Source organism: Vibrio sp. ABH4_348 (assembly GCF_056159765.1).
In genome coordinates, this window is record NZ_JBSWVW010000001.1 from 1,900,020 (window position 1) to 1,913,050 (window position 13,031).

A 13,031-nucleotide genomic window follows, 5' to 3' on the forward strand; every position below is an offset into this window, starting at 1 on the left:
AAGCCAATGCGATTTTTACTACAAGTCGACCGAGCTAGCCGAAAGGCGAACAAAATAAAGAGAGTGGCCATCATGTCACGAAGAGGAGAAGACGGAAAAAAAGACGTTAGAGTATCGATAAAACATTGATAAGACAGGTATGACTGGCTTCTCCAACCGGACTCGGGATTTAACGCTGGCTGCGCAGCGCTTAATCCTTATTTGTTAGTTGCCTGACGACGAAGCCATTTAGTAGTGGTAACGACACGAAATTATTGTGATTGCTTGATCATCTACGGCATAAACAAGCCTATTTGTGTCATCAATACGACGAGACCAAAAACCAGATAGGTTTTCTTTTAGTGGCTCAGGTTTACCAATGCCCTCAAATGGAGAGCGTTTAACATCGTTAATAAGCTTATTAATGCGTTTTAGGGTTTTCTTATCTTGAGTTTGCCAGTACAGGTAATCATCCCAAGCATCGTCAGTCCAAGATAGTAAACGTTGACTACTACTCATCAATTAACTCTCGTGCTGTTGCCTTACCAGCACGATACTGCGCTATTGAACGATTTAAATGCTCCGCATTTTGAGGCGAGCGAAGTAAGTGAACTGTTTCCATTAGGCTATTGTAATAGTCTAGGGACATAACAACTGCATCTTCAGAGTCACGGCGAGTAATTATAGTTGTGTCAGCATCATTCACGACACCATCTAAAACCGCTTTGAGACTATTTCTAGCTTCAGTAAAAGATACGATTCTCATAAGAACCTCCACATGTTCATTTAATTGAACAAGTATAATCTAGCGACTTCAACTTGTACAGTTAGTTGAACATACGATACTCACTAGGCAACTAAATCACTGCAAATCTAAGCCGATTCTCAACAAACCCCAAACTGACGTTAGTGTGTGGAGATTTTGCAAACGCACGCATTGGAGCACATTGGAGTGGCTGTCCTCACATTGCTTCGGCTGATGAAGGCAACTAAATCGCTGCAAATCTAAGCCGATTCTCAACAATTCCCAAACTGACGTTGGATGTGGAGATATTGCAAACGCTCACATTGGAGTGGCTGTCCTCATATTGTTTTCATGTGTGTTTTGTTGACTATAAAAAAAACCATGTTATATTGCTCGTATCAGTGGCGCGATGTTGGTCAGCTACCTCGAAAAAGTCGTTGTAGTGATGGGGTTCAATTCCCCTCTTGCCTCCCACTAGATTCCCTTAGCTTTAGCGCCCAAATCCCTTAGTTTTGTTTTCATATCAGCGTCGACTACGATGTAATCTAAATTTTTTGCCTTTAAGAGATTCTCTGCTTTAACATACAAAGCACCCTTTAAATTTGCATTTCTGAGATTTGCGTTTTCAAAGTTTGCCTCTCGTAGATTACAGCCTTTAAAAATTGCATTTTGTAGGTCTGTGTTCATAAAGCGCGCTCTCTCTAGGTTCGAGTTGGAGAAATCAACTCCCTGAACCTTGGAGTTGATAAATACAGCCTTTTTCATTTCACAACTTATAAACTTTGTTGATTTAATCTCTGCTTCAGAAAAATCCGCTCGAAAGAGTGAAGTTCCAATAAAGTCTGTACCGCTAATCGAAGAACCGACAGTTTTAAGATGATTTAAGTTAGAACCATCTGAGTGCAAACCTTTAATTCTTACTTTGGTGATTATCAACTCTTCCACATTGAAAGTCATTACACCTAAATTATTCAGCCGGTGAATCATACCAACTTTTCGATGATTAACTTCTGGTAAATCTAGGTAAGACATATCACTCAACTCATTGAGCATAGACTTTTTTTCATTGTAGGTTGTTCGTCTTGTATCTAGCCAAACAACGATAACACCGATAATTAGAATATCAAAAACCATCCCGTGAGCTTCGACTAGAACATTTTCCCAGAAATCTTTGTTATATATACCTAACGTAGTATCGGGGAAAATATTGCCACTAACAAACTCCCAGCATGATGTAATAAATACGACCATGAATAAGGTTGTTAAAAACAGGAATGTGACTGCCCTAAGGGGAGTTTTATTAATTAACTTTATCATTCTCGAATGATATTCCATTAACACAAATAACAATTATTCAAAGACGAAATTTCCAACTAATCCGTCCACAGGCATCGTTTTGGGCTTGTGGATACCTCCCTCAGACTAGCATATAAGACCATGAAATACATAAAGTTATCATTCACTCACGTTAGAGTGTAGTCGCAAAATCGCTACACATTTCAAAACAAAGTGGACATCACATTGGAGTGGCTGTCCTCATATCGGCTGGTACATTTGTTAGTGTTTTTTATTATGCCGCCAACAATTAAGCTCATTATCTCCGATAAGAGCATAAACTAGGCACTCTTCTTGACTAGGAAATTTAACGTAACCAGGATAAATTATGCCACGTTCTTGATTAACAAACGAATAAAAGCCTTTAGTTGGATAATTGGAAAGACAGTAATCTCCATCATAAGTTTTAAGCTCTGTATAAATATGCTTGACCTTGTGCAAATGATTAATTATGTCTTTCTTAAGGTAATCATCATTCTTTAGCAAGAAAACAAAATCATCTTGGTTTTTTAAGGAGTACTTTTCAATTACATGCGATAGAAATGGGTTGTAATAAGGGTTTTTCGATGTCCTCTCCGCATAAATAAGGCATTCTCCATAAGATTTGAAAATATTCTTATCGTATATCTTTCCATTTTCTTGGTATTTGTAGGTGCTTTCACCGCTAGCAGCATTATGTTTAATACAAAAAATACCATCATCAAAAGACTCTACTATTTTAAACTGTCGTATTGTTACTAGGTAATCAAGAAGCTCAACCTTAATTTCATGATGATTATTTAGTGCGTTAATTAGCTCTTTTTCGGAGGCCAAATTATAAGTTTGCAATAAATGATCTATAAATTTAAATGGATATGACTTTTCCATTGATACTCTTTAGCCGCAAGGGCACTAACGAATGACATGGATTCCCCCTCCCGAGGTTCTACCACACTCAAGTGGTACTTATTAGCACTGGCGGCACCATGTCTGATTATTCATTTTTTGGCGGTATCGACTTAGCTAAAAAACACTTTAGTATTCATGTCGTTGACTCTAAAGGGAAAGTGGCGCTGCATAAATCTGTCACTCACTCTAAACTACTGAACACAATAGCAAATATGCCAGCCATGCGTATAGGACTCGAAGCGTGTGGCGGTGCAATTTATTGAGCTAGAACACTCGATAAGTTAGGACACGATATTTGTATTATGAAAGGCAGAGGCATTGGTCCACAAACAGCAACCGCCATTGTACAAAAAAGCCTCGTGTTAACGAGGCTTGATAATAGAATTCCGCAAAGGTTATTTGTGGCCTAGCACTTCACGCAATCTGTCCTGCGCCACTTCCACCAGCAAATCCGGTTGGAACTTGGAGATAAATCGGTCACAACCTACTTTCTTCACCATGGCTTCGTTAAAGTTGCCACTCAATGAGGTGTTCAGGGTAATGTGCAATTTAGCCATACGGGGATCATTACGGATTTCATAGGTGAGCTTATAGCCGTCCATTTCCGGCATTTCCGCATCCGTGATTACTTGTAACAGCTCTTTATGGATGTCTTTGCCTTCATCGGCCCACGATTTCAGTAAATTCAAAGCTTCAAGGCCATCGCGACATTCAATAATATTGAGTCCGAGTTGAGACAAGGTTCCCTTCACTTGGTTACGCGCTGTTGATGAGTCATCGACAATCAAGACATTACGTCCCACCATCTCGTTCATCAAATCGTGGTCCAGTACTTCTTCTGAAATACTCACATCGTACTCGACAATTTCTGCCAAGACTTTCTCTACATCAATGATCTCAACGATGCGGCTACCTTCACTGTCTTTGAGCTCAGTGATGGCGGTCAAGTAGTTCGCTCTACCTGCTGTTTTAGGGGGTGGTTGAATCTCGGTCCATGCCGTGTTGACGATATTATTGACATGACCGACCAAAAAACCCTGAACGGAGCGATTGTACTCAGTAATAATCAGGTTCTCTTCCGGCTCTTCCAACCGCGTTGGCGGAAATCCAATGGCTTGGCGCAGGTCAATTACCGGCACTGATTGCCCACGAAGGGAGGCAACGCCAACAATATGATAGTGAGCACCTGGGAGCTTAGTAAGCGGTGGGACTTTAATGACTTCTCGAACTTTAAAGACGTTGATGGCAAAAACTTGGCGGCTGTTTAGTGAAAACAACAGCAGCTCGAGTCGATTCTCACCGACCAAGTTTGTACGCTGATCAACCGTGCTCAACACTCCGGACATAGATGTTCTCGAATTTATTGGTTTTTATAAAAAATAGCCTATGGGAGTAAACTAGGACAGAAAAACTCTAACTCTATTCGGCTATACCCAAACTAGAAACCAGCAGAAACACTGTAAACTCCACGGTAACTAATCAATTAATCTATCTATAAACAACAAATTAGCATGTTAAAACACTTAAAAAGTGCCAAGCACATTAAACGATAAAATAATGATCCAGTTCACATCGAGATAGCAAACTGTGAGCCAAAAGTGGCGAAAGCCTTGTGTTAGCCTTCCACAACTTTCATTAACAATGAGCCATCGTAAAGTGCCTGTTTGATCAATGCCGCACCAGGCATGGTTGCCTGTTTATAAAAGCGCGATTCCCCAATTTCCAAATCTTGTTGGTAAAAGGGAAGACATTGTTTCTTAACTTGTTCTTTAACGACGGGGTAGAGAATATCTTTAGCCTGATTGATAACGCCACCAATCAATACCTTTTCTGGGTTAAAGATATTGGTAATCATAGCGATTGCTGAGCCGAGGTGGACACCTAAGCGCTCAATGGCTTCTACACAGACATGGTCTCCATTTACCGCGGCGTCACACACATCTTCGATTGAAAACTCTTCGCTGTCAGACAAAATACAATCTTCGCCTTGAGCAATGCGATGTGCCACTTCGTTGCGCACCGCTTGAGAGCTCGCTAGAGACTCTAGCGTGCAAGGTTTGTCATCGTGGCAAGGGTGGCCGTTTGGATCGACTTGTACGTGTCCCATCTCACCGATATTGCCATTTCGGCCCAATAACACTCGACCATCAATGATAATACCTGCGCCTAATCCGTGGTGAATCGACATCAAGATAGAATTATCACAATCCTGCGAGTGACCGAACAAACGTTCCGCCAAGGCCCATGCGCGGGTATCGTTGGCCACAAAAACGGGCAGACCTGTCGCTTTAAAAATTTCAGGGCCTAATGCTAGGTTCTCAACGTTGTAGTGTGGCATTTTTAATACCACACCTTTTTCAGAATTCACTAGACCTGGAAGCGTAATCGCAATACTGGTGACACGGTCGAGCTGCTCAGCATAAGTTTGGAAAAACTCATCAATTTCATGCAGTAAACGAGCTAAGACGTCTTCCTGATCAATTTCATGAATGTCGATTTTGGTATCAATCAGAACGTCGCCGCCTAGCTCGTGCAACGCAATCGTCAGATAGCCGCGTCCAAGACGCATAGAGAGGAATTGCCAGCCTTGGTGGTTAACCTGTAAACCCACGGCCGGGCGACCACGAGTTGTCGCTTCTTGAACCGTGGTTTCATGTATTAGATGAGCATCGATCAATTCACGAGTTATCTTGGTGATACTGGCTGGCGCAAGTTCACTTTCTTTTGATAAATCGATACGCGAAATCGGCCCGCGCTTGTCGATGAGTTTGTAGACTCGGCCTGCGTTGACTTGCTTGATGTGGTCAATGTGACCAGGTTGAGCCATGTACATGAGAGGTTCCATAAAAACTTAACAATTAATTTTTTTACTTTGCGAAGTAATTGTGAAGTCTTTTGAACTTTACCCGTGACAACCATCACGGGAATTTCCAAAGAAATGGGCGCTGCATCCATAGTGACGAAAATCTCAACAAAGCCGTTGTTCACAAAACCAGAGTTTCACTTAACAAGAAGTTTTTATTTCCCGCGAGATATTAGTAGGTTAAGTAATCAACTTATCTGTGTTCCATCATTTTTGCTTCGCGCGGCATATACTGAAACAAAACACGCAAAAACTTTACACATAGCACTACTAGCTTACTGAAAAGAACCAAACTAAAAGGCACGATCACATTTAGATTCAGATACAGCACACCATTTATGCATTTAGGAGATTGTTTATGACAGCAAAACCAAGACGCACCAAAATCGTTACCACTCTGGGGCCATCCACGGATAAAGAAGGCATCTTAGAGGCCATTATTGAAGCTGGTGCCAATGTTGTCAGAATGAATTTCTCCCACGGAACACCCGAAGATCATCAACGTAGAGCATCTCAAGTTCGCACTCTGGCGGCCAAGCACAAACGTCAAGTGGCGATATTGGGTGACTTGCAAGGTCCGAAAATCCGCGTTGCCCGTTTTAAAAATGGCAGCGAACAACTCAAACCGGGGCAACCTTTTATCCTTGATTGCCAACTAGCTGACGATGACGGGGACGCCAACCAAGTTGGTTTGGACTATAAAGCGCTGCCCAACGATGTGTCGGCGGGTGATGTTCTGCTGCTGGATGACGGACGCATCCAACTCACGGTGACCGGAGTTGAAAGCAACCGAGTGTTAACCAAGGTATTGATTGGTGGCAAACTGTCGAATAACAAGGGCATTAACAAAAAAGGCGGCGGCCTTTCTGCCGATGCCTTAACTGAAAAAGACAAAAACGATATTCTGCACGCGGCAAAAATTGGCGTAGATTACCTAGCCGTTTCTTTCCCTCGTAATGGCGAGGATATGAAGTATGCACGACGCCTTGCCACTGATGCAGGTCTTTCTGCCAAGCTAGTTGCTAAAGTTGAACGGGCAGAAACCGTCTCTTGTATTGAAAACATAGACGACATCATCGAAGCCTCAGATGCGGTCATGGTGGCAAGGGGTGATTTGGGGGTGGAAATTGGTGACCCTGAGCTGATTGGCGTTCAAAAACAATTGATCAAACGTGCAAGAGCACTTAATCGCGCGGTGATCACTGCAACCCAGATGATGGAATCCATGATGGATAATCCAATGCCGACTCGCGCAGAAGTGATGGATGTGGCTAACGCAGTGCTAGATGGCACCGATGCGGTAATGCTTTCTGGAGAAACCGCCGCCGGTAAATACCCTGTCGAAACCGTGAAATCTATGGCGGAGGTGTGTTTAGGCGCAGAGAAAATGGCCGCAATCAACCGCACAGGATTTTCAACTGACGCGGTCTTTGAAAATGGCGAAGAAGCGATTGCTATGTCGACTATGTTCGCCGCCAACCACATTCCAAATGTCCGTGCGATTTTAACGCTCACTGAATCCGGTAGAACCGCGCTTATGATGTCGCGAATTCGCTCTGGTATTCCTATCTATGCGCTGTCACGAAATGAAGATACGCTCAACCGCATGGCCTTGTATCGCGGTGTCTATCCTGTCTATTTTGACACTCAAGATATGCATGGAGTCAGTGTTGCCAAGAGTGCTTGCCAGCACCTCAAACAAGAGCGACTCCTAAAAGAAGGCGACCTAGTGCTGATCACCCAGGGTGATGTGATGGACGTGGTAGGCTCAACCAACTGCTTAAGAGTATTAGAAGCCTAGGGCTTAATGGCGAGAAGAGTTTAAGGGCGCAAAACTCAACAAAAAGTTTTCGCCCGCCTTTAGTCCCAACTGATAGTCGTATTCGAGATCGGCTTTGCTGCTCATCAATGAAGATGAGCAAAGCGGAACACTTGGGTGTATTTCTATCACAAAGCAATCGTCGGGTGGGCGGTTTAAAAAATCGGCCGTCAGTGAGTAAGTCTGCAAGTGAACCATCAATAAATCTGCCAATGAAGAATCAATTTCCATTCCCAGTAAATGACTGAGACGATAAACATCGTCTGCCCCAAATAGCCAACGACCACCGTTGATAAGCTGTGAGTTGTTCAGCGTTTCTTGGCTCTTTGATAATCGAGTCCGGATAAATTCCTGCCAGTCTTGTTTCCACTGATTCAATTGCGTATCCCAGCCAACTTGAAGTTGATTAAGAGACTCTCGATACCACTCAAGCTTTTGCGTACTGGAGGGGTGATGAACCAATTCAGATTCTATGGCTTGTTCGTTGTCCAAGGTTTCGGTGCGAATCACCACAATACAGCGATTATTGTGACGCCATGCTTCTTGAACGGGAATCGCAGCCGATACACCGCCATCAATAAACCATTGGTCATTGATTTGTATTTCTTTGTCGTACAAACGAGGGATGGCACACGAAGCAAGCAGAACCTGCCGCCAGTTGTCTTGCAACATGGGTAAATACTGATCAACTAAACTGTCTCGATTGGTAACGGCAGCCACAGCTTTACGCTCGCCCAGAACGCGTCGCCCCATATCGAGATCAAGCTGATGTGGGTAATGGCAAATTTGTTCCAGCGCCCAATCCATATCGAGCATTTGCCGATTGCGAACGTAACCAAATAGTGAAAAGAACTCTGGTTGAGTAGTGATATCCAGCAGAAATTGATGACCCAGTTTGGGTTGGCGGCACAGATACGCGCAAAGATTAAGCGCACCAGCACTGGTGCCGTAAAACTGGTCGAACGAATCAAAGTTGGCCAATAACAAGGCATCAAGCACGCCAGCAGTGAATATTCCTCGCTGCCCTCCCCCCTGAGCCACAAGCGCTTGTTGTCCACTTACAAACAAGGCTAATCTATCTAGGTCAACGCTTGTTGCAATATCTGAGACTCGCCCTTTGTTGTCCATAGGCTATTGTCAGTTAGTGGCAATCAAATAAATTGGCGTTGATGAGTGATGTGGTTATGCAGTAATAAGTTAGAGCTAGGCTAAAACCGCGACGACACCAAAACCAATCAAGGCAGCAAAGGTAATTCCAACCACCAAAAGTGACATTTTGAGTTCAGTTTCCATATTAACCTCATAAATACTGTGAACATTTTTATGTTACCGTTTTGTTAGTATAGGTAAACAAGTCATGTTCACACTTATAAAACTTAGGTTTAGGAGATGTAAATTATGCGATTTCAGCCAAGAGTTTTAATGGTTTTACTTGGTTTATTTTCTGGTCAGGTCATGGCACAAGCTGTAATTACCGCACAAGGTGGAGTTGCGGTGGGAGGAAAAGTCATCACCAACTCCCAAGAAACACTATCACTCGACAGTGCTCCATCATGGTCTATTGCTGTTGAGCTTCCCGTACTAAATGGACATGCTGGATTTTTTTACAATCAACACACTCAAGACGTAGACGATATCAATCAATCACTTAATGCCAAGTACTTCCTATTTCAAAGTCGTGCCGACTACGAACTCAGTAATGACTGGCAAAGTTACTTAGGCATTGGCTTGGGCATCTCGCATTACGATGCATCTTGGGTTGACCAAAATACGCAATTTGCCACCAGTATCTTCACTGGTGTGGATTATAAAATGAATGACCATTTTGCAGTTACGGGTGCGTTGCGCTGGTTGGGAACCGCCGTCGACAACGACACTAGCGGCCAATGTGTGTTGCCGAGCGCCAATCCTTGCCAAATCAAATTTGAAACCGATTGGTTAAACCAAGCCTATATCAGTACGGGAATTCGAGTTTCGTTTTAGCATCGTTAAAATAATCAACTATCCTGAACCTTAGATTCTAAATCGACGTAAAACACGTTGGTCTGGGAGAATGGTTCTTGTAGCCAGAATCACTCGAGTCGTCCCGCTTTGGCTATGGATTGCCGATGGAAACGCTGTTGCCACATCGCGCACCGCAAGCAGTATTACCAAAGGCAAAGCTGGAGACAACAATATGAGCTCTAACGAACCTTCTCATCGCATTCCTCAAGAAGCATTCGATTGGTACGACGAATATGCCCACGGCGTAATAGATCGACGAGAATTCCTGTCGCGCCTCGCTGGACTGACAGCATTAGGATTCACCATGACTACGCTCACTGGTGCGCTAATACCAAATTACGCCAATGCCGAGCAAATCTCCTTTAACGATCCAGACATCAAAGCCAGTTTTGAAACCTTTCCGTCTCCGAAAGGACATGGAGAAGGCCGCGGTTATTTGGTTGTACCGACCAACCAAGGTGAAGGGCCTCTTCCGGTTGTACTGGTCGTCCACGAGAACAGAGGGTTAAACCCTTACATAAAAGATGTAGCTAGACGCGCCGCGAAAGCGGGATTTATTGCGTTTGCCCCAGATGCCCTACACCCGCTAGGTGGCTACCCAGGTAATGACGATGAAGGCCGGTCCATGCAAAAATCTTTGGAAAGACCGAAGATTGAACAAGACTTTATTGCCGCCGCACAATTTCTAAAAAACCATTCACTGAGTAACGGAAAATTGGGTGCGGTTGGCTTTTGTTTTGGTGGCTACGTGGTAAACATGCTGGCCGGAGTGCTCGGAGACGAACTCAACGCAGGTGCGCCCTTTTATGGAACTCCCGGCGATCCAAGCTTGAGAGAAAAAATCTCCGCACCGCTCCAACTACACTTTGCTGAACTCGACAAACGCGTCAATGCGACATGGCCAGAGTATGAAGCGGATTTGAAGCGATTGAACAAAGATTATCAAGCTTATATCTACCCACAAACCAACCACGGTTTCCACAATGATTCGACTGGACGCTTCAACCCTGAAAATGCAGATTTAGCATGGCAGCGCACTATGTCCTTTTTCAAAGAGAAGCTCGTTTAGGCTCTGTTAATCTGGGGTTACCGTGTGCGTAACCCTGTCTTTTAATGCAAAAGTCAAATCTGCCAGCTGTTTATATTGTTTCCATCAACAAGAGAACCATCTCTTTTTGACCTATTCATCCGAATAATACCCAAAATCTTGTAAAATATTGCTTAAAACATATGATAAGACATCAGATTTATATACTTATTCTTCAGCTTGGCGAAAAAACAAACACATGGGCAAGATTTTTTATAAAGTGTTTTCATCTAAAAACATAAGGTAAATCGGTTTATTCGTTCAAATCAAAACACCCCACCTCCCGATAGCACCAGTGAAAAGCACAGAAATGGGTTGATTAACTATTTCATTACCATTTTTACCAATTTATATCCTGTTGCGATTAACTAAGATAGTCGGTAGTCTCAATGCCACGCGTAGCTGAAAATTTCAGTTTTCGCAAACACACATCGTTAAACTAAGAACAATATTCTGAGTTTTCCAAATAACTATAAAATAAAAAACTATATATTGCTGACTTGTTGCAGTTTTTGATTGAGAAATAGAGCAATAGCCATTCTCATGACAAGTTAGCCACTTTAGATAGGATTTGGAAAATCCCAAGAAGCCCGCCACAGGCCTGCAAAATTGCAAACCTGTTGACTATTCTTGGGTATAGCTTCGTGCCTCAGAGCGTCGTAACAGGAGTTATTTTATGAAGCGAGAACAATGGGGTTCCCGCGCCGGCTTTATCTTAGCCGCTGTAGGATCTGCAATCGGATTGGGTAACATTTGGCGTTTCCCTTACATGGCATACGAAAACGGCGGTGGTGCCTTCTTCGTTCCTTATCTATTCGCAATGCTAACTGCGGGTATTCCATTCATGATCCTTGAGTTCAGTATGGGTAAAAAATACCGTGGTTCAGCACCAGCGACCCTCAAAAAAATCAGCCCTAAGTTTGAATGGCTAGGCTGGTTCCAAGTAGGCGTAGCAGCCGTTATCGCGGTTTATTACGTCGCCGTTATCGGTTGGGCAATCTCTTACTTTGGCTACGCGTTTAACCAAAGCTGGGGTTCAGATCCGAACGCATTCTTCTTCAGTGAGTATCTAGGTCTAGGTGACAACTCACCAACTAACCTTGGTAGCATTCAATGGAAGATTGCTGGCGCAATGCTACTAGCATGGGCAATCACTTATGCAGCCATTGTTGGCGGCGTTAAGTCCGGTATCGAACGTATTTCTAAAGTCATGATGCCTCTACTCTTCATCATGGTTCTTGTATTGATTGGTCGCATGGTATTCCTACCAGGTGCGGTTGATGGTGTGAACTTCATGTTCGAACCTGATTTCAGCAAGATTTGGGATGTAAAAGTATGGGCGGCTGCTTACGGTCAGATCTTCTTCTCTCTAAGTCTGGGTTTTGCCATCATGCTGGCTTACTCAAGCTACTTGCCAGAGAAGTCTGACGTAACCAACAACGCTTTCATGACGGTATTGATTAACTGTGGTTTCTCAATCCTAGCCGGTATCATGATCTTCTCTGTTCTGGGCTACATGGCTCAAGAACAAGGCAAACCGCTAACTGAAGTTGTTTCAGCAGGTGTTGGTCTAGCATTCGTTACGCTACCAGCCGCTATTAACCTACTACCAGCTCCTGGTGTAACTGGTCCGCTGCTATTCTTGGCACTCGTTGTTGCAGGTTTGAGCTCGCACATTTCTATTATGGAAGCGGTAGTTTCTGCCATCATGGATAAGCTGAAGTGGAGCCGTAAGAAGACTGCAAACGTGGTAATTGGCGTTGGTGTTGTCGTTTCAATGTTGTTCGCAACTAACGGTGGTCTACTGCTTCTTGACCTTGTTGACCACTTCGCAAATAACGTAGGTATCGTTGTTGGTGGTCTTGTTGAAATCGTACTAGTAGCTTGGATTTGCTGGAAAATCCCAGAGGTCCGCAAATACGTTAATGATGTATCAGACTTTAAGATTGGCCTTTGGTTTAACATCTGTATTATCGCCATTACTCCAGCAATTTTGGCTTACACGTTATACTTTAAATTATCGAGTCTTATTACAGAAGGCTACGGTGGCTACGACCTAACTATCGGTTGGGTAATTATTGCTGCGCTGTTTGTATACGGTGTATTGATTAACGTAATGAGCCGCAAGGAGGCCTAATTATGACAACAGGTGCAATCATCATGATGGTTCTTGGTCTTGGTATCACTTGGGGTGGCGCAGCTATCTGTATCAAGCGAGCAATGGACAAAGAATAGAGTCTACTCTGTTAATGATAAATGCCGGCAGTAGCCGGCATTTTTGTATCTAGCAGTTGGGAAGCTTTACGCTAGT

The 13,031-nt window shown here is 43.4% G+C and carries 13 protein-coding genes and 1 pseudogene; 6 read left to right on the forward strand and 8 right to left on the reverse strand.

Annotated elements, in window-relative coordinates; all coding sequences use genetic code 11:
* Positions 1-228: 228 nt before the first annotated feature.
* The 4 genes from ACXAFJ_RS08695 to ACXAFJ_RS08710 form a co-directional block, all read right to left on the reverse strand.
* Positions 229-498 (reverse strand): Txe/YoeB family addiction module toxin, encoded by a 270-nt coding sequence (locus ACXAFJ_RS08695; protein WP_005464459.1) that lies wholly within the window; start codon positions 496-498, stop codon positions 229-231.
* Complete coding sequence (locus tag ACXAFJ_RS08700; protein ID WP_475322821.1) at positions 491-745, reverse strand: type II toxin-antitoxin system Phd/YefM family antitoxin; 255 nt, start codon at positions 743-745, stop codon at positions 491-493. The genes ACXAFJ_RS08695 and ACXAFJ_RS08700 overlap by 8 nt, the downstream gene beginning before the upstream one ends.
* A gap of 453 nt (positions 746-1,198) precedes the next feature.
* On the reverse strand, positions 1,199-2,041 hold the full coding sequence (locus ACXAFJ_RS08705; RefSeq protein WP_475322822.1) for a pentapeptide repeat-containing protein: 843 nt from the start codon (positions 2,039-2,041) through the stop codon (positions 1,199-1,201).
* Positions 2,042-2,281: 240 nt separating this feature from the next.
* Positions 2,282-2,926 carry a hypothetical protein gene (locus tag ACXAFJ_RS08710; protein WP_475322823.1) on the reverse strand — a complete coding sequence of 215 codons (645 nt, stop codon included), beginning with the start codon at positions 2,924-2,926 and terminating at the stop codon, positions 2,282-2,284.
* A 98-nt stretch (positions 2,927-3,024) separates the two neighbouring features.
* Here ACXAFJ_RS08710 and ACXAFJ_RS08715 point away from each other — a divergent pair.
* Positions 3,025-3,273: pseudogene (locus ACXAFJ_RS08715) on the forward strand (IS110 family transposase); the annotation flags it as partial.
* 69 nt (positions 3,274-3,342) lie between these two features.
* Here the strand turns inward: ACXAFJ_RS08715 and ACXAFJ_RS08720 are convergent.
* Positions 3,343-4,293: a chemotaxis protein CheV gene (locus ACXAFJ_RS08720; protein ID WP_475322824.1), complete on the reverse strand. Its 951-nt coding sequence runs from the start codon at positions 4,291-4,293 to the stop codon at positions 3,343-3,345.
* Positions 4,294-4,562: 269 nt separating this feature from the next.
* On the reverse strand, positions 4,563-5,780 hold the full coding sequence (gene mlc, locus ACXAFJ_RS08725; RefSeq protein WP_475322825.1) for a sugar metabolism global transcriptional regulator Mlc: 1,218 nt from the start codon (positions 5,778-5,780) through the stop codon (positions 4,563-4,565).
* A 388-nt stretch (positions 5,781-6,168) separates the two neighbouring features.
* Between mlc and pyk the strand changes: the two genes are divergently transcribed.
* Positions 6,169-7,611: a pyruvate kinase gene (pyk, locus tag ACXAFJ_RS08730; protein ID WP_475322827.1), complete on the forward strand. Its 1,443-nt coding sequence runs from the start codon at positions 6,169-6,171 to the stop codon at positions 7,609-7,611.
* Between the two features lie 3 nt (positions 7,612-7,614).
* On the opposite strand, the gene ACXAFJ_RS08735 is transcribed toward pyk, so the two are convergent.
* Both ACXAFJ_RS08735 and cydH read right to left on the reverse strand, forming a co-directional pair.
* Positions 7,615-8,757, reverse strand: a complete 1,143-nt coding sequence (locus ACXAFJ_RS08735) for a patatin-like phospholipase family protein (RefSeq protein WP_475322829.1) — start codon at positions 8,755-8,757, stop codon at positions 7,615-7,617.
* 75 nt (positions 8,758-8,832) lie between these two features.
* Positions 8,833-8,922 (reverse strand): cytochrome bd-I oxidase subunit CydH, encoded by a 90-nt coding sequence (gene cydH / locus ACXAFJ_RS08740; RefSeq protein ID WP_475322830.1) that lies wholly within the window; start codon positions 8,920-8,922, stop codon positions 8,833-8,835.
* A 105-nt stretch (positions 8,923-9,027) separates the two neighbouring features.
* Between cydH and ACXAFJ_RS08745 the strand changes: the two genes are divergently transcribed.
* The 4 genes from ACXAFJ_RS08745 to ACXAFJ_RS08760 all read left to right on the forward strand — a co-directional run bounded on the left by ACXAFJ_RS08745 (position 9,028) and on the right by ACXAFJ_RS08760 (position 12,955).
* On the forward strand, positions 9,028-9,612 hold the full coding sequence (locus ACXAFJ_RS08745) for an outer membrane beta-barrel protein (RefSeq protein ID WP_475322832.1): 585 nt from the start codon (positions 9,028-9,030) through the stop codon (positions 9,610-9,612).
* Positions 9,613-9,805: 193 nt separating this feature from the next.
* Positions 9,806-10,702, forward strand: a complete 897-nt coding sequence (locus ACXAFJ_RS08750) for a dienelactone hydrolase family protein (RefSeq protein ID WP_475324092.1) — start codon at positions 9,806-9,808, stop codon at positions 10,700-10,702.
* Between the two features lie 694 nt (positions 10,703-11,396).
* A complete protein-coding gene (locus ACXAFJ_RS08755; RefSeq protein ID WP_475322833.1) occupies positions 11,397-12,857 on the forward strand; it encodes a sodium-dependent transporter in 1,461 nt (486 codons plus the stop codon).
* A gap of 2 nt (positions 12,858-12,859) precedes the next feature.
* On the forward strand, positions 12,860-12,955 hold the full coding sequence (locus ACXAFJ_RS08760) for a MetS family NSS transporter small subunit (RefSeq protein ID WP_475322835.1): 96 nt from the start codon (positions 12,860-12,862) through the stop codon (positions 12,953-12,955).
* Positions 12,956-13,031: the final 76 nt, after the last annotated feature.